This window comes from Cupriavidus sp. 01L45, from assembly GCF_056399885.1.
Genome location: NZ_JBFTSG010000018.1, coordinates 71,660 through 93,041, shown reverse-complemented (window position 1 = coordinate 93,041; position 21,382 = coordinate 71,660). Strand labels below are relative to the sequence as shown.

Annotated in this window: 25 protein-coding genes; 16 read left to right on the top strand and 9 right to left on the bottom strand. The window is 63.6% G+C overall.

Translation table 11 applies throughout. The features are described 5' to 3' along the window. Positions 1–22: 22 nt before the first annotated feature. From AC1DT6_RS14550 to AC1DT6_RS14540, 3 genes are all read left to right on the top strand, one after another. The gene (locus AC1DT6_RS14550) at positions 23–541 is read left to right on the top strand and encodes a BON domain-containing protein (protein WP_441627719.1); all 519 of its coding nucleotides are present in this window, start codon (positions 23–25) and stop codon (positions 539–541) included. Positions 542–795: 254 nt separating this feature from the next. Next, a complete protein-coding gene (locus tag AC1DT6_RS14545) occupies positions 796–1,581 on the top strand; it encodes a hypothetical protein (RefSeq protein WP_052685896.1) in 786 nt (261 codons plus the stop codon). Between the two features lie 38 nt (positions 1,582–1,619). Then, a complete protein-coding gene (locus AC1DT6_RS14540; RefSeq protein WP_441627635.1) occupies positions 1,620–2,006 on the top strand; it encodes a nuclear transport factor 2 family protein in 387 nt (128 codons plus the stop codon). Here the strand turns inward: AC1DT6_RS14540 and AC1DT6_RS14535 are convergent. Both AC1DT6_RS14535 and AC1DT6_RS14530 read right to left on the bottom strand, forming a co-directional pair. Further along, the gene (locus AC1DT6_RS14535) at positions 1,999–2,394 is read right to left on the bottom strand and encodes a PIN domain-containing protein (protein ID WP_441627633.1); all 396 of its coding nucleotides are present in this window, start codon (positions 2,392–2,394) and stop codon (positions 1,999–2,001) included. The two genes, AC1DT6_RS14540 and AC1DT6_RS14535, sit on opposite strands and share 8 nt — an antisense overlap. After that, positions 2,391–2,636, bottom strand: a complete 246-nt coding sequence (locus AC1DT6_RS14530) for an AbrB/MazE/SpoVT family DNA-binding domain-containing protein (protein WP_276291057.1) — start codon at positions 2,634–2,636, stop codon at positions 2,391–2,393. Before AC1DT6_RS14530 ends, AC1DT6_RS14535 begins: the two co-directional genes overlap by 4 nt. 138 nt (positions 2,637–2,774) lie before the next feature. Between AC1DT6_RS14530 and AC1DT6_RS14525 the strand changes: the two genes are divergently transcribed. The 3 genes from AC1DT6_RS14525 (at position 2,775) to AC1DT6_RS14515 (ending at position 4,517) form a co-directional block, all read left to right on the top strand. Next, on the top strand, positions 2,775–3,269 hold the full coding sequence (locus AC1DT6_RS14525; protein WP_441627630.1) for a MarR family winged helix-turn-helix transcriptional regulator: 495 nt from the start codon (positions 2,775–2,777) through the stop codon (positions 3,267–3,269). A gap of 188 nt (positions 3,270–3,457) precedes the next feature. Beyond that, positions 3,458–3,883 carry an organic hydroperoxide resistance protein gene (locus tag AC1DT6_RS14520; protein ID WP_441627628.1) on the top strand — a complete coding sequence of 142 codons (426 nt, stop codon included), beginning with the start codon at positions 3,458–3,460 and terminating at the stop codon, positions 3,881–3,883. A gap of 259 nt (positions 3,884–4,142) precedes the next feature. After that, complete coding sequence (locus tag AC1DT6_RS14515) at positions 4,143–4,517, top strand: CzcE family metal-binding protein (protein ID WP_441627626.1); 375 nt, start codon at positions 4,143–4,145, stop codon at positions 4,515–4,517. A gap of 138 nt (positions 4,518–4,655) precedes the next feature. Here AC1DT6_RS14515 and AC1DT6_RS14510 read toward each other — a convergent pair whose 3' ends face one another. Then, positions 4,656–5,732, bottom strand: a complete 1,077-nt coding sequence (locus AC1DT6_RS14510) for a porin (RefSeq protein WP_441627624.1) — start codon at positions 5,730–5,732, stop codon at positions 4,656–4,658. Between the two features lie 377 nt (positions 5,733–6,109). On the opposite strand from AC1DT6_RS14510, the gene AC1DT6_RS14505 reads away from it, so the two are divergent. From AC1DT6_RS14505 to AC1DT6_RS14495, 3 genes are all read left to right on the top strand, one after another. After that, on the top strand, positions 6,110–6,535 hold the full coding sequence (locus tag AC1DT6_RS14505; RefSeq protein WP_441627622.1) for a hypothetical protein: 426 nt from the start codon (positions 6,110–6,112) through the stop codon (positions 6,533–6,535). After that, positions 6,532–7,602, top strand: a complete 1,071-nt coding sequence (locus tag AC1DT6_RS14500) for an FUSC family protein (RefSeq protein ID WP_441627620.1) — start codon at positions 6,532–6,534, stop codon at positions 7,600–7,602. Before AC1DT6_RS14505 ends, AC1DT6_RS14500 begins: the two co-directional genes overlap by 4 nt. 135 nt (positions 7,603–7,737) lie before the next feature. Then, a complete protein-coding gene (locus AC1DT6_RS14495) occupies positions 7,738–8,601 on the top strand; it encodes a c-type cytochrome (protein ID WP_441627618.1) in 864 nt (287 codons plus the stop codon). A gap of 97 nt (positions 8,602–8,698) precedes the next feature. Here the strand turns inward: AC1DT6_RS14495 and AC1DT6_RS14490 are convergent, their stop codons facing one another. Further along, positions 8,699–10,234 (bottom strand): glucan biosynthesis protein G, encoded by a 1,536-nt coding sequence (locus tag AC1DT6_RS14490; RefSeq protein WP_441627616.1) that lies wholly within the window; start codon positions 10,232–10,234, stop codon positions 8,699–8,701. Between the two features lie 264 nt (positions 10,235–10,498). Here AC1DT6_RS14490 and bglX point away from each other — a divergent pair, with 264 nt between their 5' ends. Then, positions 10,499–12,787, top strand: coding sequence for a beta-glucosidase BglX (gene bglX / locus AC1DT6_RS14485; RefSeq protein WP_441627717.1), 2,289 nt, complete (start codon positions 10,499–10,501; stop codon positions 12,785–12,787). Between the two features lie 99 nt (positions 12,788–12,886). Continuing rightward, positions 12,887–13,378, top strand: coding sequence for a flavodoxin family protein (locus AC1DT6_RS14480; protein WP_441627614.1), 492 nt, complete (start codon positions 12,887–12,889; stop codon positions 13,376–13,378). A 268-nt stretch (positions 13,379–13,646) separates the two neighbouring features. On the opposite strand, the gene AC1DT6_RS14475 is transcribed toward AC1DT6_RS14480, so the two are convergent. Next, complete coding sequence (locus tag AC1DT6_RS14475) at positions 13,647–14,450, bottom strand: GntR family transcriptional regulator (RefSeq protein WP_477111326.1); 804 nt, start codon at positions 14,448–14,450, stop codon at positions 13,647–13,649. A 418-nt stretch (positions 14,451–14,868) separates the two neighbouring features. Between AC1DT6_RS14475 and AC1DT6_RS14470 the strand changes: the two genes are divergently transcribed. Beyond that, positions 14,869–15,348: a DUF4440 domain-containing protein gene (locus AC1DT6_RS14470; protein WP_441627610.1), complete on the top strand. Its 480-nt coding sequence runs from the start codon at positions 14,869–14,871 to the stop codon at positions 15,346–15,348. A 133-nt stretch (positions 15,349–15,481) separates the two neighbouring features. Here the strand turns inward: AC1DT6_RS14470 and AC1DT6_RS14465 are convergent, their stop codons facing one another. Continuing rightward, positions 15,482–16,573 (bottom strand): porin, encoded by a 1,092-nt coding sequence (locus AC1DT6_RS14465; protein WP_441627608.1) that lies wholly within the window; start codon positions 16,571–16,573, stop codon positions 15,482–15,484. 157 nt (positions 16,574–16,730) lie between these two features. Continuing rightward, positions 16,731–17,507 carry an enoyl-CoA hydratase gene (locus tag AC1DT6_RS14460; protein ID WP_441627606.1) on the bottom strand — a complete coding sequence of 259 codons (777 nt, stop codon included), beginning with the start codon at positions 17,505–17,507 and terminating at the stop codon, positions 16,731–16,733. 31 nt (positions 17,508–17,538) lie between these two features. Here AC1DT6_RS14460 and AC1DT6_RS14455 point away from each other — a divergent pair, with 31 nt between their 5' ends. The 3 genes from AC1DT6_RS14455 (at position 17,539) to AC1DT6_RS14445 (ending at position 18,605) form a co-directional block, all read left to right on the top strand. After that, a complete protein-coding gene (locus AC1DT6_RS14455) occupies positions 17,539–17,961 on the top strand; it encodes a hypothetical protein (RefSeq protein ID WP_477102693.1) in 423 nt (140 codons plus the stop codon). Then, entirely contained in the window at positions 17,915–18,340 is a 426-nt protein-coding gene (locus AC1DT6_RS14450; RefSeq protein ID WP_045236975.1) for a phasin family protein, read from the top strand. Before AC1DT6_RS14455 ends, AC1DT6_RS14450 begins: the two co-directional genes overlap by 47 nt. Positions 18,341–18,458: 118 nt before the next feature. Next, positions 18,459–18,605, top strand: coding sequence for a DUF3096 domain-containing protein (locus AC1DT6_RS14445; RefSeq protein WP_082094789.1), 147 nt, complete (start codon positions 18,459–18,461; stop codon positions 18,603–18,605). Positions 18,606–18,789: 184 nt separating this feature from the next. Here the strand turns inward: AC1DT6_RS14445 and phaP are convergent, their stop codons facing one another. Further along, positions 18,790–19,347, bottom strand: a complete 558-nt coding sequence (phaP, locus tag AC1DT6_RS14440; protein WP_441627603.1) for a TIGR01841 family phasin — start codon at positions 19,345–19,347, stop codon at positions 18,790–18,792. A gap of 454 nt (positions 19,348–19,801) precedes the next feature. Here phaP and AC1DT6_RS14435 point away from each other — a divergent pair, with 454 nt between their 5' ends. Next, positions 19,802–20,962 carry a GNAT family N-acetyltransferase gene (locus AC1DT6_RS14435; RefSeq protein ID WP_441627601.1) on the top strand — a complete coding sequence of 387 codons (1,161 nt, stop codon included), beginning with the start codon at positions 19,802–19,804 and terminating at the stop codon, positions 20,960–20,962. Positions 20,963–21,020: 58 nt separating this feature from the next. On the opposite strand, the gene AC1DT6_RS14430 is transcribed toward AC1DT6_RS14435, so the two are convergent. Next, on the bottom strand, positions 21,021–21,344 hold the full coding sequence (locus AC1DT6_RS14430) for a putative quinol monooxygenase (protein ID WP_441627599.1): 324 nt from the start codon (positions 21,342–21,344) through the stop codon (positions 21,021–21,023). Positions 21,345–21,382 lie beyond the last annotated feature (38 nt).

The window sequence follows — 21,382 nt, the reverse complement described above, 5'->3', positions numbered from 1 at the left end:
GATTGCGCTCGCCGGCGCCGCCATGCTGGCCTGGCCCGCGCGCGGCGGCGATAACGACAAGGAAAACCGTGGCCGCGATCCCTTCTTCCAGATCTCTTCGCGCATCGCCGGTTGCCCGGAGCCGCTCGGGCCCCGCGTGGACGAGGCGCAATGGCGGCGCGATGCCCATCACCGGATCGAAGATGGCAACCACTGCTATGTGGAAGGCCGCTGCCGCCTCGCCAATTCCTACCAGTACGAGAAGGAGATCGTGGAAAGCACGCGCCGCCGCCTGCAGTCGCTGTCGCTCGCCATGCCGGGCTGGCAGGATTCCACGCTGTGGCTCACAGTGCGGGGGCGCTGGCTGCTGGTGCAGGGCTGCGTGGGACGTGGCTTCGCGCATCAGCCGTTCATGGCGGCGCTGCGCGAGGTGGCGGATGTGGAGATCGTGATAGACCAGACCACCGACGATCCTGCGCGCGGGGTGCCTTACCCCTTGTTCGGTGACCGCCAGGGCGTGGCGGCGCCGGCCCGGCCGCAATCCGCTGGCGGGCAGAAGTAAGCACTTTCTTGCCGTGCATGGATGCTTCCGTTCCGGTGTCTGTCCCGGTTGTGGGCCGCGATGCCAAGTGCTACCTTCGGGGCATGCTGGTGGCCCGGCCGGGCCGAAATCCCTCTATCCAGGGGGATCGCCAGCGCGAGGTTTCTGGCTTGGGACAAGACATGACCGCTCACCCTTACGGGCCGACGCGCGCCTTCCGAAGACTGGGCGCGGTGTTATTTCCACTGCTGTTATGCGGGCTTCCCGATGAAGGGATGGCTCAGCAAGGGCAAACCGGCAGCGCAGCGCCCGAGGGCATCCCCGGCACCATCTGCGACGCGCCCTGGTTCCAGTCGGGGGCGCGCGCGCAGATGGAGGCCAGTGGCGACATGCCGATGTCGATCACCATGACCATCCGGCATCCTTCGATCACGGAGAAGGGCTGCAGCGCATGGCTGTCGATCCATTCCAAGTCGGCGCTGGCGGCCATGATGGGCCCGCCGGTGGTCATGGACCAGGTGCACAGGATGAGCTTTGACCGGGGCGCTACGCCCGGCGCGGTGGCCACGGTGAGCAGCCAGCGCGCCACCATCAATGCGCAGGCGCGCTATACGCGCCTGTTCGGGCAGGCCTCGTTCCAGGGCAAGGGCGTGCTGAGCTATGCGGGCCTGGCCATCAGGGAGGGCGTCGTGCTGCCTGGCGAGACCCTCAGTTCCAGCCTGGACCTGGAGATACATAGCCTGGCAACGGACGAGATGGTCACCACCATTCGGGCCCCCTCGGCCTCGGTCTCCATCGGCGAGCGCCGGGTCGGCCGCGCGCAATCCATCGAGACCGCGATGGGACGCCGCGAATGCATGCCCATCACCTATGAGAAGCGATCCTCGCTGGGGCCATTGATGATGGGAGACGACCTCATCCAGACCGAGCCGACGATCATGAACGTCACCGACTGGTACTGTCCGACCGAGGCGTTCGTGCTGCGTACGGAAGTGCGCCAGAAGGGGAAGGTCGAGCGGATCGATACGACGGCGATTGGCCTGGATGAGGATGCGCCGTGATCCGGGAAGCAAGACGCTAACGAGAGGAGTGCCCTGGTATGAATGAAGATAAGGCACTGCTGCCAGTGCTGCAGCAGCTTGAAACCGAACTACACCAGCCTGCCGCCGGCGGCGACAGGGATCGGCTGGACGTGCTGCTGCATGACAGTTTCCTGGAGATTGGCCGGTCCGGGGGCATTCACACCAAGGCCGAGACGCTCAGCGAACTGCCCCCCGAGGCCGCATCCGGCACGATATGGGCGCAGGACTTCTCGCTGCGGCAGCTCGCGCCAGACGTTGCCATGCTGAACTACCGGTCGGCGTGCCGGCGGCCGGACGGCCGGCTGGAACGGCATACCCTTCGCACTTCGATCTGGAAGCTTACCGACAAGGGCTGGCAGATGTTCTTTCACCAGGGCACGCCGACGGACCCTTTCTCTACCTGATGAGCTTCAATCCGGCTGACCTGGCCGTTTTCACGTCAAACGTGGCCGTGTATTCACATTGCGCGTCGTGGCAGGCGCGTTCTATCAAGCAGTCCGCGAAGTCGGCTGCCGAGGAGGCAAACACCCTTAGGGCTTTCCAAACTGTCTCTGACGCTTCAACGGCGAGTTCTTTCGTCCGCAGCAGCGTCTCGATAACCCGAACGATATCTTCGCGTTGCGCGTCATAGCATTTGCTCAACACCCAGACGACCTCGACCAGTACCACTTGCGTCACGTAGCCTTGCCGCTCGGTCGATAGCGACTCGATCAGGGCATTGGCTTTGGGTGACTGCACGGCATCGTCTTGCGCAAGGTAACGAACAAGTACATTGGTATCGAGGCCAATCATCGCGCCGAGGCGCCTTGCCCGGCGATGGCAGCGTTCATATCCTCCACCGAGACCGGCCGTTTCGGACTGCCAATGATGCCTTTCAGCGCCGTTACCGATTGAATGGCTGGAACGACCTCATAACGACCGGATTGCTCATTCATGATGAATTCGATCCGGTCACCTGAACCTACGCCTAACGCATTGCGCACGTCGACAGGGATGGTGACCTGCCCTTTCGAAGTGATTGTTGCTGACGTCATTGTGAGCTCTCCTGCGGAACCTGATTCCTTACTTTAGTGTAAGGATATGGAAATCTCAAGGGAATGGCAGCGGCAGCCCCTATCGACGCCCAGAAAAATAGCTTGCAATTTAATCGTGCGCGATATAAATTTCAGCCCATGGACACGAAACGCACCTCCCGGACCAAGCAAGCTGCACCTGACGCCACGCTCAGTGCCGCGTCGGCGCAGCTGCTGGACCAGCAGTTCTGCTTTTCCGTGTACGCCACGTCGCTTGCGCTGAACAAGCTGTACCGCAAGCTGCTGGCGCCGCTGGGCCTGACCTATCCGCAATACCTGGTGATGTTGGTGCTGTGGGAGGCCGATGGCCTGACCGTTTCGGAAATCGGCGCGCGGCTGCACCTGGATTCGGCCACGCTGACGCCGTTGCTCAAGCGGATGGAAGCCCAGCAACTGGTGCGGCGCGAGCGCGCCGCCGCGGATGAGCGCCAGGTCATCGTCTCGCTGACCGCCGAAGGTCGTGCGCTCAAGGAACCGGCCGAGGCCGTGCCCCGCGCGGTGCTGTGCGCTTCGGCGTGCAGCGTGGAGCAGGTCGTGGCGGTGAAGGCGGAACTGGACAAGTTGCGCGAACGGTTCGCCGAAGCAGGCGGCTGATCAGGATCGCGGTGCCAGGGCGATGCGAGCCACTGGCGCCAGGCGGGCCAGGCAGGAGGGCGGCCCGTTTTTATTGTAATTTATATAGCGTACTATTTAATAGTTAGCTATTTAATATGGAAGGCTCCCGGGCTTTCTCGAACCGCAGGCTCGACGAGCCGGCTTTATCACTTATCAGGAGTGCCATCATGTCGATCGAAAAAGTCCTCTACCGCGCTACCGCCACCGCAACCGGAGGCCGTGACGGCCGCGCGGTATCGTCTGACAACGTGCTGGACGTCAAGCTGGCCACGCCGCGCGAACTTGGCGGCGCGGGCGGCGCGGGCACCAACCCGGAACAACTGTTCGCCGCCGGCTATTCGGCCTGTTTCCTCGGCGCGCTGAAGTTCGTCGCGGCCCGCGACAAGGTGGCGCTGCCTGCCGATACCGCCATCACCGGGCAGGTTGGCATCGGTGCCATTCCCACGGGCTTTGGCATCGAGGTGGACCTGAACATCGCGCTGCCGGGGCTGGACCGTGCCGTCGCGCAGTCGCTGGTGGACAAGGCACACATCGTCTGCCCGTACTCGAATGCCACGCGCGGCAATATCGACGTACGTCTCAACCTGATCTGAGCGCGGATCCGGATTCCAGGCAGTTGGCGCGGATTCGCGCGCCAACTGCCTGGGAACCGGCCCTGCGCAATGCGCCGGCGTGCGCTTCCCTTGCGCATGGGCCGGACCGCCCGGCCGTGCGGAATCGTCGCTGGCATCACCATCACTCATGAAAAAAGCGACTTGATTTGTGTTGTATATATCATTTTTAGAATGATTGCGGCGTAGCTACACTTTTCCTACCTCCCCAACAAACAAGGGCAGGCACAAGGAAAACATAATGACCAAGAAGCAAACGCTTGCCGCCGCGCTGGCACTCTCCATCCTCGGCATCTCGTCAGCCTGGGGTGCCACGGCGCCCACGCAAGCGCCACTACCGGTTGCAATGGCCGACCGGATCGCCGCCCTGTTCGGCAGCCCCGCGGACGTGAGCACGACGACCCGCACCGTGACGCTGACGCCGGGCATGAACTACGTGAACGTGGCATCCGGGGAATCGGTGGCCTTCCGCGCCGGCAACACGACCGTCGGCTGGACCTTCCTGGAGGCGATCGGGGGAACGTCGGTCGATATGAAGACCATTTTCCCGAATGTGGCACAGGCCGGCGGTATCCGCGTGTACATCGCGCCGAGCAAGCTCTTCACCGGAGGCTGACGCCCCACCCCGAAGGCGCCAAAAAATGGCCGGCATCGCTGCCGGCCTAACGTCCTCCGACTCAGTGAACAAGCCAAGGTCGATATGATCGTTCGCTGGCGTGGCCCGCAAGCCCGCCAGCTTGTGCCGCGATGGAGGTCAGAAGCGGTGGCGCACGCCGGCCATGACGCCGGTCTGATTCTGGCCCGCCAGCGTATTCATCGCGTTGGTGACGCCGTAGGTGGCCTGCCCCTTGTTGTTCACGTAGCCGAGCAGCAGGTAGGCGTCGGTGCGCTTGGACAAGGCATAGTCCGCATTCAGCACGAACATCCACGAATCGTTGCTGTCCTTGCGGGCATCGGTGTAGTAAGCCGCACCGGTCAGGCTGAAGGCGGGCGTGATCTTGTACAGCGCGCCAAGCCAGTACAGGTTGTCCTGGCGCACCGAGGTCGCACTGGTGAGTTCGTCGCGCAGCCAGCGGTAGCCGGCGAACACCTTCGCATCGCCGAAGGCATAAGACCCGCCGATGGCGGCGCGCTTGGCCGCGGCGCCGGACGTGGCAACGGTGCTGCCCTGATACTGGTCATAGGCGACACCCACCGAGACCGGGCCGGTGGCGTACGCCACGCCACCGCCGAAATTCTTGCCGACCCGGAAGCTGCCCGGTACTTCGCCGCCGTTGGCGACGTTGCTATCGCGGCCGAAGCTGTAGAAGCCGGTTGCGATCAGGCCGCCGAACTTGCCAGTGTACTTGACGGCGTTGTCTGCGCGGCCGTTGAAGCCCTGGGTATCGACCGAGTTGAGCGAGTAGCTGCTGCCGACCGCCATCGGGTCATAGGCACCGAACAGGTCATACAAGGCATTTTGCTGGCGGCCCAGCGTGATGGCGCCAAGGTCGTTCTGCAGGCCGACATAAGCCTGGCGGCCGAACAGGCGGTTGCCCTGGCCGGACTTGCCCGTGTCGATGTCGAAGCCGCTTTCCAGTACAAAGATGCCCTTCAGGTTGTTGCCGAGATCTTCCACGCCGCGAATACCCCAGCGCGAACCGGAAAGGCCGCCGGATGTCACCCCATACAGTGCGCCGCCCCCGTTGGGGCCCTGCACATGGCTTTGGTAGCTGATGCCGGCATCGGCAATGCCGTAGAGCGTCACGCTGGAGGCAGTCTGGGCGGAGGCGATACCGGAGGCGGAGCATGCCGCGGCTGCGGCGGTCAGTGCGAGGAGCGTTTTTTTCACTATCAATCTCGGTTTTCTTGTCTGGGCGAATAAGGGTCCCTGCTGCCGGGGAGGTCATGGTCGCGATGCGAGCCGGGGACCATCCACCAATGCGGCACCGAGAGTTTGCGTCGGTAGTGTGACAACGATATGTAAACAGTTATGAAAAAATGAAGGTAACTGTTTCTTAATAAGAAATGAACGAGTTTGCGTATGGGCGCCATCCATGACATGCGCCGGGCACCTGCGCTGCCACCCGCGCGGCTGGTGCGGTTGGTCGCGGACGGGCGCCGGATGTCGGGCGCTGACGGAGCGACCGGACGCGCGCAGCCGATTTCCGTTTCTTCCCAAACCGGTAGGGATAGAATCAAGTGCTTTTTTCGACTGGAGAAAGCGCAATGAACCCTGGTGACATCGCCCGGCTCCGGGAAGGCAACGCAGAGAACCCGGCCGCTTCAGCCGCGCAGGTAATGACTTGTATCGCGATGCCTCGAACGAGCACGCTGGACGTGGTCGGGCAGGTCACACCGGGCGGCAGCGCCACGGTGCAAACACTGCCGCTTGGCTTGCGCGATCCGCCCGACGTCCGTTCGCCCTCCCATGTGGCGCTGCCGTTCCCGCCGGGCGACGGCCTCTACGGCGCGCAGCCCGACGCGGGCGATTACTACGGGGTCCAGCTCGGCGCGATGGCCGCGCGCGGCGAACGGGCGGCGCTGATCGTCAGCCTGGATGCGCCGATCGGCATGTCGTCCAATCCCTTCTTCCCGCATCTATTGCAGCGCGTGGATGAAGGCATCGCAAGTCCCGCCGCCGCGCCCAAATGACCAGCCCGCTATCCACGCACCTTCCTCCTGTGCTGCGGCGCGTGCTGCGCCCGCTGCTGGATCCGGCCCGCCGCTATCGCTACGCCCGGCAGATTCACGCTGCCAGGGTGGCGCTCGGGCTGCTGACGTCCATCGCGCTGACCACGGGGATCCACCTGCCTCACGGCGAATGGGCATCCATTACGCTGCTGGTCGTCATCGGCGGCTTGCAGCACCATGGCAACATCCGCAAGAAGGCCGCCGAGCGCGCGCTCGGCACGCTGATCGGGGCGGGGGCGGGGCTGTTGATCATCCTGCAGCAATCGTATTTCCACGCGCCCCTGCTCAGCTACGTGCTGATCGTGATCGCCTGTGCCATCTGTGCGTACCAGGCAATCGGCAAGGGCGGTTATATCGCGCTGCTCTCCGCCATTACCATCTTCATCGTCGCGGGCCACGGCGAGAACGCCGTCGCCGACGGGTTGTGGCGCGCGGCCAATGTGTTGATCGGCATCGCAATCGCGCTGCTGTTTTCCTTCGCCTTGCCCCTGCACGCCACGTACTCGTGGCGCTACAAGCTGGCCGAGGCACTGCGCAGCTGCGCGAGGATGCACACAGCCATCGCCACGGATGCAGCCCTCGACAAGGCCGAACTGCAGCGCGCCATGGTCCTGCAAGGCGGCCTGCTGGTGCAGCTGCGATCCCTGATGCCATCCGTGGCCAAGGAGATCAACGTGTCGATGGAACAGCTCGAGGCAATCCAGCACGGCATGCGGGTCAGCATCAGTCTGCTGGAAGTGCTGGCCGCCACCCGTCCGTGCTTCGACGACGAATCCAGGGCTGTCATCCAGGACTGCCTCGGCGAAGAAACGCGCCGCATCAGCGCCATGCTGATCGGCATGGCGCGCGCCCTGACGCACGGTGTCGTCGCGCGCCTGGAGCCGCGCGGCGATTCGCCACTCGAACGCATGACGGAAGCCATACCCGCGCAATGGGCCGGCTATGTATCGTTGACGCTGAGACTATCCGGCGAGTTCGATGCGTTGCGGCAGCGGCTGTCGGAGATTGCGCAGCGGTGGAATATCTGAAGCCGGTTTCTTTCGCATACACTGTGCGCTCGAACGGCGGGCGCGCGTGCGCATTTCGCGCCGCTGTTCATCCTGCTCCCGGCGCTGTCGACGGCAGGAATACCGTGCAAATTTCGCTCGCTCTGGAGAGAACGCATGAAAGCCTGGATCGCAATGGCCGTTGGCGCGCTTGGATGCGCAATGGCGTTCCTGGCAGGCCCGGCGTGCGCCGCGGACACGGCGACGCTGACCATTGCCGCCGGTACGCAACAGCGCAACTGGACGCGGGAGGCGCTGCTGAATGACCGCCGCCTGACCGACGTAACGGTGGACGACGACAACCTGAAGCACCGGCTGACGTTCAAGGCTATCCCCCTGGCGGCGCTGCTGCGCGGCATGCCGGTGACGGCCGATGCAAGCGCGACGACCGCAGCCAGCGATGGCTATATTTCCCACCTGCCGATGCGCCTGCTGCTGGCCGATAGCGTTGACGGGCCGCGCGCCTGGCTGGCGGTGGAAAATCCTGACTCGCCATGGCCGACGCTCAAGGGCCAGGACATCGGGCCGTTCCGCCTGATCTGGACAGTGCCGGCGGGCCGCGCCACCTCCGTGATCAATGAGAGTCTCTGGACGTACAGCATCGTGCGCATCGACATTACCGCTTTGCCTGCTGAGCGTTTTGCGGCAATCCGGCCCGCCGCCAGCCTGCCGGCCGGCGGAACGGTCGCGCGCGGCTTTGCGACATTCCAGCGCGTCTGCTTTTCGTGCCACTCCCTCAACCGCGTCGGCGATGCGCACCTTGGCCCCGATCTGAATGTGCCGTACAGCCCGGTCGAGTATCTGGGCGACGACAAGCTGGCCAGGCTGATTCGTGACCCGCAGTCGCTGCGCTGGTGGCCTAACGCGCGCATGTCGGCGATCGACAAGAAAACGCTGTCCGATGCGGATCTGAAGGACTTGCTTGCGTATCTCCACCATATGGCCGGACGCAAGGTGGCGGCGCCTGCCGCCGGCTCCTGACCCGGTGTCGGGCGCGCGCTCGGCGGAATGGCGAAGACCGCGGCGTGGACAAAGCATGCGGCTCGTCGCAGGCACTCATGCGCGGCGGCGATTCCGCTTATTGTCCTCCGACCGAATGTGGCGGCAGCTGGTAGCTCCACGTCTCGCTTAGCGTCTTGTCGCCGGACACCAGCGCGGCGCGCATTTCCACCACTTTCCGCGGATCCTTGACTTTGATCCGCAGATTCAGCCGCCAGCCTTTGGTGACAGGATTGGGCTCCAGCACGTTGGCGAGCAGTTCGGCGTTCTCGCTCACGCTGACCTGTGCGCTGACTTGCGTACTGGCTGGAAGGTCAGCGAGCACGGGGCCTTCGAAATCGACTACAAGGCCGGTGCTGCCATCGAGGCGGCGGATCAGGTTGGCCTGCGTGATTTCTCCTGCGGAGCGCAGCGTCTGCTTGACCCAGGCCAGATCCTTGTTGAGCAGGGCGCGCTCATTCATGGTCCAGTGCATCGTGTAATCCGCCCGCAGCGGCTGGCCCTTGGGCGGCAACTGGTCCGGCGTCCAGAAGGCGACGATGTTGTCGTTGGTCTCGTCCGGCGAGGGGATTTCCACGAGCTCGACCTTGCCCTTTCCCCAGTCGCCCTGCGGTTCGATCCAGGCGCTCGGGCGCAGGTCATAGCGGTCCTTCAGGTCTTCATAAACAGAGAACTCGCGCCCGCGCTGGAGCAGCCCGAAGCCCCTTGGATTCGTGACCTGGAAGGTGCTGATGGCGAGGTTGCGCGGGTTGTTCAGCGGCCGCCACAGCCATTCGCCATTTCCCGTGTGGATGGCGAGGCCGTTGGAGTCATGCAGGGCCGGCCGGAAGTTGTTCGGATCGCGTTGCTGGTTCGGCCCGAACAGGAACATGCTGGTCAACGGCGCAACGCCGAGCTTGGCCGGGGCCCCACGCAGAAAGATGCGCGCCTGCACCTTGAGGATCGTGTCCTCACCGGGGTAGAGATCGAAGCGGTAAGCGCCGGTGGCGCGTTGCGAGTCAAGCAGGGCGTAGAACACGAGATGCTTGTCCTGCGGATCGGGCCGAGCGATCCAGAACTCGCGGAAGGCTGGAAACTCCTCGGCTACGGGCAACCCGGTATCGATGGCCAGGCCACGACTGGACAGTCCATACACCTGGTTCTTGCCGACGACCCGGAAATAGCTGGCGCCCAGCACACTCATGATCTCGTCGAGCTTGTCGGCGCGGTTGATCGGGTAGAGCACCCGAAAGCCGGCATAGCCAAGCTTGCCGGTCGCGGACTTGTCGAACTTCAGGTCGCCGAAATTGAACCGCTCCGGGTTGTATTTGATCTCGTGGACTGCGTCACCGGCGATCTCGTTGATGCGAACCGGGCTGCTGAACTGCATGCCCTGGTGGTAGAAGCCCAGGCGGAACGGCGTGCCTGCGTCCTTCCACTCCATCGTGTCGCTTCGGGGCTGGATCTTGATGTAGTCGGCAAACTGCATCTGGCTGAACACGGGTGGCAGGTTGCTGACCGGTGCGGCATATGGCATGTCGGCCAGGGTCCTGGCGCGGGGGGTCACGTCGTCCAGGGAGAACGCGCATGCCTGGGTGCCGCACAGCAGCGCCCAGGCGGCCAAAAGCGCTGGCAAGGCGGTTTGCGTCTTGGTACGTAACGACGCGGCGATGGCGGCAGGAACCACAAGTCTCTCCAGAAAATGCACGTTAAGGAATGCTGTTGTCCCGCAAGTGCGGCGAAAGCCGCTGGTGCAGTGGCGGTAAACTGCGGATGCAATGCAGAAAGATAACGTATTTCGCTTCGCATACCTGTAGAACGGGAGGTGTGCACCATCGCGGGGCGGCTACCCTGTCGCACCGCCTGGATCCTTGGACACTTGGACAACTATCTGATGAGAATGCTCTCTTCGCTGGTCCTGTCGGCCAGCCTGGTCTGTTTGCCGGTTCTTGCCGGTCCCGCGTCGGCTTCCCCCGACGACAAGAACGCATTCATCGCCGATCTCATGAGACGGATGACGCTCGACGAGAAGGTCGGCCAGCTGCGCCTCATCAGCATCGGCGATGACATGCCGCAGCCCCAGTTGCTCAAGGAGATCGCGGCGGGCCGGGTAGGCGGCACGTTCAATTCGGTGAGGCGACAGGACAACCGGCCTATGCAGGACGCGGCAGTGACGCACAGCCGCCTGAAGATTCCCATCTTCTTCGCGTACGACGTGGTACACGGGCACCGCACCGTATTCCCGATCAGCCCGGGTCTCGCATCGAGCTGGGACATGGAGACAGTGGCGCAGAGTGCACGTGTCTCGGCGATTGAAGCCAGCGCGGATGGCCTTGACATGACCTTCGCGCCGATGCTCGACATCTCCCGAGATCCGCGCTGGGGGCGCACGTCCGAAGGATTTGGCGAGGATCCCTATCTTGTCTCGCTATGCGCCCAAGCCAGCGTCAGGGGGTTGCAGGGAACATCGCTGGCCAATGCCGACAGCGTGATGGCCGTTGTCAAGCACTTCGCGCTATACGGAGCCGTGGAAGGCGGGCGTGACTACAACACGGTCGACATGAGCCCGACCCGCATGCTCCAGGATTATCTGCCGCCGTACCGGGCGGGCGTCGATGCTGGCGCCGGCGGGGTCATGATTGCGCTGAATTCAATCAACGGCGTGCCGGCCACGTCCAACAAGTGGCTGCTGAGGGACTTGCTGCGCAAGACTTGGGGGTTCAAGGGCATCACGGTGAGCGACCATGGGGCAATCGACGAGCTGACGCTGCATGGCGTGGCAAAGGACGGGCGCGAGGCCGCCAGGCTCTCCATCCAGGCCGGCGTCGATATGAGCATGCACGACTCGGCTTACCTGGCACACTTGGCCGGGCTCGTGAAATCGGGCGAAGTGTCCGTGCGTGACGTCGACGACGCAGTGCGGGAGGTGCTGGGCGCCAAGTACGACCTGGGGCTCTTCCAGGACCCCTACCGGCGCATCGGTGTCGCAACGCAGGACCCGCCGGACGTCGACGCGGAGAGCCGCCTGCACCGGGCGGCGGCACGCGCCGCCGCGCGCAAGTCTTTGGTCCTGCTCGAGAACCGCGGCCGGACGCTGCCCCTGAAGAAGACCGGAACGATCGCGGTCATCGGGCCGCTGGCCGATGCGCCCATCGACATCATGGGAAGCTGGTCCGCGGTCGGCAAATCCCGGCAGTCGGTCACGTTGCTGCATGGCATGCGCGACGCAGTCGGCGACAAGGGCCGTGTGGTCTATGCCCGCGGCGCGAACGTGACCGACGATGCCGGCGTGGTCGGGTATCTGAACTTGATGAATTGGGACAAGCCCGAGATTGTGCAAGACAAGCGTCCGCCGGGCGACATGATTGCCGAGGCCGTAAAGGCAGCGCGCAGCGCCGATGTGATCGTGGTGGCCGTGGGCGAGTCGCGCGGCATGTCGCACGAGGCGTCGAGCCGCACGAGCCTTTCACTGCCGGGAAGCCAGGAGACCCTGCTCAAGGCGCTCAGGACGACCGGCAAGCCGCTGGTGGTGGTACTGATGAACGGCCGCCCCCTGGCGCTCAACTGGGAGAAGGAGAACGCCGATGCATTGCTCGAGACCTGGTATGCCGGCACCGAAGGCGGCCATGCTATCGCCGACGTGCTGTTCGGCGATTACAACCCGTCGGGCAAGCTGCCCATTTCCTTCCCGCGCTCGATCGGGCAGATTCCGACCTATTACAACCATCCGCGCATCGGACGCCCATTCGTACAAGGCAAGCCACGGAACTACACCTCTCAATACTTCGAGGAGCCGGCCGGCCCGCTGTACCCGTTCGGCTACGGGCTGAGTTATACGGAATTCAGCGTGTCGGACTTCACGCTGTCTAGCCGGACCATGGCGCGCAATGGCCGGATCGACGCCAGCGTGACCGTGAAGAACACCGGGCAGCGCGACGGGGAAACCGTTGTCCAGCTGTATCTCCAGGATGTCGCCGCCTCCGTGGTACGGCCGGTGAAGGAGTTGAAGGACTTCCGCAAGCTCATGCTCAAGGCCGGTGAAGAGCGCGTGGTGCATTTCAGCATAGACGAAGAGAAACTGAAGTTCTTCAACGCGAAACTCGAGTATGCCGTCGAGCCAGGCGATTTCAATGTCCAGATCGGGCTAGATTCGGAGGCGGTGCAGGTGCGGAGCTTCGTGCTCGAGTAGCATGATGGCTCGTCCGTGGCGGATGGTTTTCGGGGCGTGGTTTTGTGACGGGGGCGTGATACAGTCGGTGCGGTATCGACGGACGGCGAGTGGGAGCGAATGAAGACGCTGCTGATCATCTATCACACAATGACCGGGGGAACACAGCAGATGGCCGAGACGGCAGCCGATGCGGCGCGCATGCAGTCTGGCGTCGCAGTCAAGCTGCAGCGTGCGGCCGAGACCGGTCCGGACGATGTGCTGGCAGCCGATGGCTATCTGTTCGCGACGCCGGAGAACCTGGCTGCGATGTCCGGGATGATGAAAGACTTTTTCGATCGCTGCTACTACGCGGCACTTGACCGTGTGAATGGCCGACCGTACGTGGCCATGATCTGTGCCGGCAGCGACGGGCAGAACGCACTGCGTCAGGTCGAACGCATCGCCACTGGCTGGCGCCTCAAGTGTGTGGCGCCAGGCCTGATCATCTGTACCCATGCACAGACGCCGGAACGCATTCTGGCGCGCAAGGAGATCGGCGCGGAAGACCTTGCGCGCTGTGCCGAACTAGGTGCCGGATTGGCGGCGGGTCTAGCGCTTGGCGTGTTCTGACACCGGCTCCAGCCGCGTTCGGGCCCAGCTCGATGAGCGACCGAACCTTCCGTCTGATGCGGCCGCCTTACTTCGTTCTGGTTGGAATGTGGTTTGGGGAGATGTTCGAAGTCCATGACGTCGATGGACCCCGCAAGGCGGGTCTGCCCGCATTGTTGCTGGACATGTGCGGCAGGGCTACACACAGGTTCATTGAGCGCCTGGCCCCGGTTTCCCTGGTCACACCCCGGAACGCGCGAGGGCGGCGTCCCCGATAGCGGGGAGGTGTCTAACTCAACCCCAGCGTGAACGCCAGAAGCAGCGCATTCACGATGAGCAAGCCATAGACGATCGCCATGGACGTTGAGAGGGTCCAAGGCTGTTCATGTTGTGGCGAGGCGCGCCGATCGCGCTTGCGTTTCCACAGGCAGGCCGCGCCAATGCCGAAGGCGGCGAAGCCTGTCAGCAGGCCCGGCAATCCGACGGTGCCTGCTGGCTTGGGCATAGCTTGCCCGGATGCGATCGAGGTCGGCGAGGCCTGAAAGGAGGCAGCCGTCGGCGGTGTTGGCCCGATCGGTTGCGGGCTCTCTTGCATGGCAATCAACTGAGCCGGCGTCGCCCGATCTTCCGCGGCAGGTGCTGGCTCTTGCTTTGGCGGGACGGGCGCCGCAACGGTTGTCCCTGGCGGGACGGATCGCGATGCCGGCTTGATGCGGGCAGCATCCCGCCACCGCCACCATTGGTGGAACAGGTTATCAAGACAGCGCACGGAGCCGCAGGCATCCCTTTCGATGCGCCAGGCGCCGACGTCGGCATCGTTCGTGACGCCGGTCCGCAGCAGCCTCTGCTGCTCGGCGTAGATGCGCTCGTAGCGCATCGAGAGCTGCGGGTCATCGCAGACCAGGTGCCTGTTACGCGGGCGGTTGTCGGTCACCTGCGTACATCTTGTCCCGTTGCCGTGTGGGTCTTCGCAGCGGACCGATCCCGCGCCCGGCGCTGACTTACAGTTGATGTCGGATGCCTGCGCGCCATCGAAGGCGGACAGGCCCAAGACAACGAGCACGGCCAGGTGTCCTGTGACCCTGTTCATCATCGCTCCTCATGGCAGTGGCCACGTCGGCCTTGAGGTTCAACATAGTCGATGGTTGCGTGGGGCGGCAAGCGCGCGGTTGGCAACGCGTGCGGTAGTGCACTTCCTTCGACGTCGCATGTGATTGGTGCGGCGGCTGGCGAACAGGCGCATCGGCGTTTCCCAGCGAGATGCTCAATGCCTGACACGTTCGACAAACGCGCCGGCAAGTGCTCTATCAGTTCCCGCCGCCGCTCTCCTACTTCTGGATGATGTCTCGCCTGGGAAAACTGCACCAGAATCTGCCAGAGCCTTAACAGGGCGGGGAAATCACGAGGCGAATCGAGTTCGCGGCTGCAGCCGCGACCTTGCCGCCTGGCGCCTGCGCCACGACGGGCTTCCAACGCAACGACTGCAGGTTGCAACTCGGGAGAACGCTGCCATGAAACTATCCAGCATTGCTGTCCTGGCGCTTGCGCTCGCCGGATGCGCCACGAACCAGGGTATCCCGGGCAACGCTCAGGCATCGCGAACGGAAAGCTGCAAGGTCACGTCAGAGCAGGAGATTGCGGCGTTGTTCGATCGGTGGAACCGGTCGCTGCAAACAGGGGATCCCCACAAGGTGGTCGCCAACTATGCGGAACGCTCAATTCTTCTTCCGACGGTATCCAACAAGCCTCGCTTGACGGTCGCGGAGAGAGAGGACTATTTCAATTACTTCCTACAGGACGGTCCCTCCGGAAAGATCGACTTCCGCAGCATTGAACTGGGGTGCAATTCCGCTGTCGATTCCGGGCTTTACACGTTCACTTTCTCCCGAACCGGCGCCGTCGTTAAGGCCCGCTATACCTATACGTATCACTGGGATGGGGCGCAATGGCTGATTACAAGCCATCACTCATCGGCCATGCCGGAGAAGTAAGACGTTGGGCGCGGGTCGCAAGGCCGGAGGCCAGACGGCTTCAATCGATAAAGACTAAAAAACGCCCGCCAAAGCGGGCCAATGTCGATATGGGAGATTCGCGCCGGGCTGTCCGCAGCCCGCGCGCGGATTCTCAGAAGCGATGCCGCACGCCAACGATCGCACCGAGCTGGCTTTGCCCGGTACCCACCTGTTCGGTGGCGTTGACGAGGGTCGTGGCGCTGGGGTTGAGCGACGGCCCGAAGCCGGACAATCCCATCGCAGAGCCATCGCGGTTCTTCGCATAAGCGAGGATCGTGTAGAGGTCGGTGCGCTTGGAGAGCGCGTAGGTGCCGGACAGCACAAAGCTGTAGGGATCGGCCGACGAGTTGCGCACGTCCGTATAGTACGCAGCGCCTGTCAGCGACAGTGCCGGCGTTGCCTGGTACTGCACGCCCGCCCAGTAGAGGTTGGTGCGCAGCGAACTGGTGGTGAAGTCGCCGCTGTAATAGCGGTAGCCTGCCAGGACCTTGAGTTGCGAGAAGGCGAACGCTGCCCCCACCGCCGCGCGGCGCTCGCGATTGTCCTGTAGGGCTGCGGTGCTGCCGCGTACTTCGTCGTAGGCCATGCGCGTCGAGAACGGGCCATTGGCGTAGCCAAGGCTTGCGCTCCATTCACGGCCGGCTTTGGAGGCGCCGGGGATTTCTCCGCCGGCGGTACTGTCATAGCCCGTGCTGTAGAGCAGGCCGTAATAGATGCCGCCCGTGGTGCCCGTGAACTTGACGGAGTTGTCGGCGCGGCCGGACATCCATTTGTCGTGCATCAGCAATGAATAGCGCGTCGAGATGACCATCGGGTCGAACGCCGACGAGAAGTCGAACAGCAGGGTCTGATGGCGGCCGAGGGTCAGCGTGCCGTACGGGTTCTGCAGGCCGACGAACGCCTGGCGGCCGAACAGGCGGCCGCCCTGGTTGACCTTGCCCGTGTCCAGGTCGAATCCGTTTTCCAGCACGAACACACCTTTCAGGCCGCTGCCGAGATCTTCCGTGCCGCGCAGGCCAAAGCGGGAGGTGGAGAGATTGCCGGTGGACATCCGCACCGTGGAGGCACTGCCGCCGCCGGCGGTGGGCACGTGGCTCAGGTATTCGATACCGGCATCGACCACGCCGTAGAGCGTGATGCTGCCTTGCGCCAGCGCAGCACCGGGGATAAGCGGCAACAGCGCCAGCCATGCACGAGATTTCATTGCTTGAATTTCCTTATGATTTGCGATGGCCCAAGGGCTCGGTCATCGCGGCGGCGTCAATGTAGCCTCATAAGGACATTGTGGAAAAGGGAGCTGCCGGGACAGACTGTTCATGCTGGTGGACAGTCTTCACCCCGTCCCGGCTTCTGGCGGCGCGCTACCGCTCGCGTTGCAAAAACGCATTCATATAGCGCTGCGGTTCCCCGGTTTCGAACGCGCTGCCAAACTCCGCCACGCTGTTATTGATGGACACGTCCAGTGACGACTCTTCCCACTCGCGCAGCAGCCGCTTCTGCTGCCGTACCACGGCAGGCCCGAAACCAGCCAGCAGCGTAGCAATGCGTTCGATCTCGGCGTCCAGTTCCGCCAGCGGCACGACCTTGCTCACCAGGCCCCACGCCAGCGCTTCGCGGGCATCGGAGATTTCGCCGGTCAGCAACATCCATGCGGCGCGTGCGTTGCCGATCAGCCGGGGCATCAGCGCGGCGTGGATGACGGAGGGGATGCCCACCTTGACCTCTGGCATGCCGACGCGCGCATTGTCCGCGGCGATGCGGATATCGCAGGCCAGTGCCAGTTCCAGGCCGCCGCCGAGGCACCAGCCCGGCATGCGCGCTATCACCGGAACGGGGAAGTGGCGCAGCGCGTCGCAAAGCCCGCGCAGGCCGCTGATAAAGCGTTCGCCGCTTTCGCGGGTGAGAGCCGCCATTTCCTTGATATCGGCGCCGCCGATAAAGCCTTTTTCTCCGGCGCCTTGCACGATCAGTACGCGGATCTCGTCGCGGCTGGCCAGCTCGTTCACCGCCTGGGTCAGCGCGGCGATCACCGGCGTGCTCAGGATGTTGAGCGAGCCCGCCTCACGGATGGTGAGGCTCGCGATGCCTAGGGCGTTGATCTCCACGCCGGCGTAGTGTTTGGTATCTGCTTGGCTCATGGCTTCGTCCGTCCTGCTGCGGTCTGTTGAAATGAATGTCCTTGACGAGCTTCAGCTGGCCGGGGCGTTCCACCTTGGTGCCAGCCACGGCCTGATGATGCATGGCCTCTCCCCGGGACAGGTAGTGATAGTGCGGGCGAGTGTATCGGCGGCACCTCTGCGGAGCCAGTTCATTGTCTTGAAGGCGGTGTTCGCCGAATTCGAACGGTGGCGGGCGATTCGTGCCGGACGCAACGGCGTTCCCAAGTGCATTGCCGGGCGCCCGGCAGGCGTCGGTGCCGCAATGATCTCCAAGTGCCGTGCGGCACGCGCTACACTTGAGCTACCGCGCGGCGTTGGGATAGAAAACCCATCGGCTGGCGCGGCCGGTTTCCTGCTTCACCTACCCCCCAGCGAGGAGATGCACCATGGCTACAACGTCAAATCCGTTCACCGATTTCAGCAAGTTGCTTGAGCAGTACAAGCTACCGGGGGTCGACATGACTTCGGTGATCGAAGCGCGGCGCAAGGATATCGACGCCATCACGGAGGCCAACAAGGTCGCCTACGAAGGCATGCAGGCACTGGTGCAGAAGCAGACGGAGATACTGAGCAAGACCATGCAGGAGATCCAGGCCGCGGCCCAGAAAATGACCGCCGGCGGCAATCCGGCCGAGGCGATGGCCAAGCAGGGTGAATTCGTGCAGCAGGGTCTGCAGACGGCGTTCAATAACATGCGCGAACTGGCGGAGATGGCGCAGAAATCGCAAGCCGAGGCGCTGGCCGTGATCACCAAGCGCGCGGAGCAGAATATCGAAGAGGCGAAGAACCTGATGAAAGGCAAGGGCAAGTAAGCGCAAGCCATAAGCCCGTTGCGGACGGCCTTGCCAGTGCGGATCGCTCGCGGTCCTGCACTGGCGAGCCGCGCCGCTGTTTCATGCCTTTGCGTATATCGTTGTGGAGGGGATCCCCATGATCGCCATCACGAACGCCAGCCCGTTGATTTCGCTGATCGCGGGCATTCTTATCCTGGTCATGCCGCGGTTGCTGAACTACATCGTGGCGATCTACCTGATCGTGATCGGCCTGCTCGGGCTGTTCGGCGGGCATCTGCACTGACTACCGGTCTTCGAAGACGCTTGCGCGATCGGCAAGCTACGGCGGGCGCGCTGATCGACACCAGGCGAGCGCCGGCACATGCGATCAGGCTCAGGGCGGGACACCGGTTCCAGGCATGCTGCCGGGATCGGTGCCATGCCGACCGCGGCGCAGCGCGGTCTCCCGCACTGCGCCGCATGGATGCTTACTGCTTGGCCGTGCGGCGCGAGGCCTGCTGGGCCGCGCCGGACGCCACGGCGGTCGATGCTTCGAAGTTGGACTTGACCGTTTCAGCGGCTTGCTTCGTGGCCTTCTGCACCGATTCGTAAGTGTTGTTGGCGGCGGCAACCGTCTGCTGCAGCAGGGCGGTGAGCGCTTCCGAGCCTGCCGGCGCGTTCTTCACGAACGTGTCGACAAAGGTCTGCACGCTGCGGGTGTGCTGTTCGTACTGCGCTTCCACTGCCTTGGCGAGTTCGGCCTGCGTGCCCGAGGTAATTTCGTACACATGGCGCGCATACGCCAGTGCCTTATCTGCCGCCGGCTGCGCGAACCTGCCCTGTGCGTTGAATACGTCCTTCAGGTCGCCGCCGGACAAGGCAGCCTCGATGTTGCCCTGGCTTTCGGCAAGGGACGATTTCGCTGCCTGCAGGTTCAGCTCGGCCAGTTTCTGGAAACCGTCGAAAGCCGTATTCGTCAGCGCGAACAGGTTGGCGAAATGGGCTTTCTGGGCTTCGGCGAACTGGTCGGACGAAAAAGCGAACATGCGTGTTCTCCTGTGAATCGCCCGGCTGCCAGGCCGGCATGCACGGGATGTGATGTCGGGCGGACCGGGTCGAATATCTGATTAGGAAGGGTGGCGGTATCACTGATTTGCGCAGTGCACCATCCAAGGGCAAATTCTAGAGCCCTCTATTTGGATAGCCCCTAGGGAGATACCCGGACAAAAGCAGGATCCATGCTGTTGCTGTGCAGCAAGGTCGACTTTCGGATGCCCCCGCTTCGTGGGGGTGCTTTTGGCGGCACAGTGCCCTTGACTCTGCCAGGCATCATTGTCTTGTCAGGGTGACATCACGACCTCGGCCCGGACCAGGAGGCGGGCTCAGCAGGCCGCACCTGCGCCGCCCACGGCGGTGGCGCTGTGTTGGTGAGCGCACGTTCGATGGCAAGGCACGGCCGCTAAGATGCGGCTGTCTATTCTCTTGTCGCACGGAATCAAAATGACGACCGACGCCGTGACGCATGAGGTGATCAGTGACGTCCAGGCATTTCGCGCGCTGGAGCCGGAATGGAATGCGCTGTGGCACAAGGCAAAGGGCGAGCATTTCCAGACGTTTGCCTACTGTCACGGCAGCCTGGACGCCACCGTCGATGGCCGCAAACTGCAATGCGTGGTCGGGCGCCGGCAGGGCCGGCTCGTGGCGCTCTGGCCCCTGGTCATGTACCGCAAGCTGTGGTGGCGGTTCATACAGCCTCTGGGGCCAGACTGCAATCCGCCCCATGACATGCTTGTGGAGCCGGGCCCGGATGTGGCCGACGTGGTTGCGTCCACTTGGCGAGCCATGCTTGCCTTGGCCAGACCCGATCTGGTCTACCTGCCTCGCATCCGTAGCGGCTCCCTGCTTGACCGGTGCGCAAGCAGCAGTGGCCGCGTTGCCTGCCGGCTGGACGGGACGACCCCGGCGGTTCTGCCGCGCGAGCGGGCCGAGTGGCCCGCATATTGCCGCCCGCGCTTCGGGCGCACGCAAAAGCTGCCGGATTACCTGAGGCGCCGGATCGCGGGCCAGGGTGATGTCGCGGTCGCGATCCTCGATCACAGCGACAACCGGGCAGAGTCCCTTGTCGGCTGGCTGCGGCTCCACAAGCGGCAGTGGGCTGAGCACGGCGATATAGAGAGCGCGCGGCTGTTGTCGGACGACAGCTGGAGATTCCTGATCCGGCTGATGACGCAAGGCGGCAGGCAATCGCAGCCCTTTTGCTTTTTTGTCCTGACCCTGAACGGCATGCCGTTGGCAATCAGTCTGCTTGGGATCCGGAGCAACAGCGTCGATCTGGTCATGAATACCTACGACGCCGCGTATTCAAGGCTGTCGCCCGGCGCCCTGCTGATCGACTACTGCGTGAAGTGGGCGTTCGATAACCACTTCGATTTCAACTTCGGCACCGGCCAGCATGGCAAGCAGTCCTGCGGCACTGGTGTCACCGGCGCTACGGTCAGCCTCCATATCGTCCATACGCATTGGGGACTGGCGGGCTACAGGCTGCGGCGGGGCGCGCGCTGGGCCACCGGGGCAATGACCCGTCTGCTTGAGCGCGGCGGCCAGCGCCGTCGCCGTGGCGCGTGTGCCGGCGGGGAGACGGAGTCATCCACTTCCGGCTAGCCTTCGCCCTGTTCCCGCCGCGGCCGGCGCCCCGAAGCCAACGGATATCTCCATGCCCTTACGCGGCGGGCTTTTCGAAGGCGCGCACGGGCTTGAGAAACTCCAGCGTGCGCGTCCGCTTGAGCAGGCGCGGGAGCGCTGCCTCATAGGCACTGCGGTAAGGGCGCGCGAGGTGATGCGTTTGAAAATACTCGCGGCTGCAGGCCCAGGTCTCATACAGGATGAGCGTATCCGGATCGTCGGCCGAGCGATGCAGGAAAGTGTTGATGAAATCCGGCTCCTTGGCCATGTGCTCCAGGACGTCAAGCAGGCCGGATTCGAGTTCGTCGCGATGCTCCGGCTTGCCCGGCAGATGGACGATAAAGGCAATGGTTTCACTCATGGAAAGACTCCTTGTGCGCTAGGTACGGTCGGCTGGCT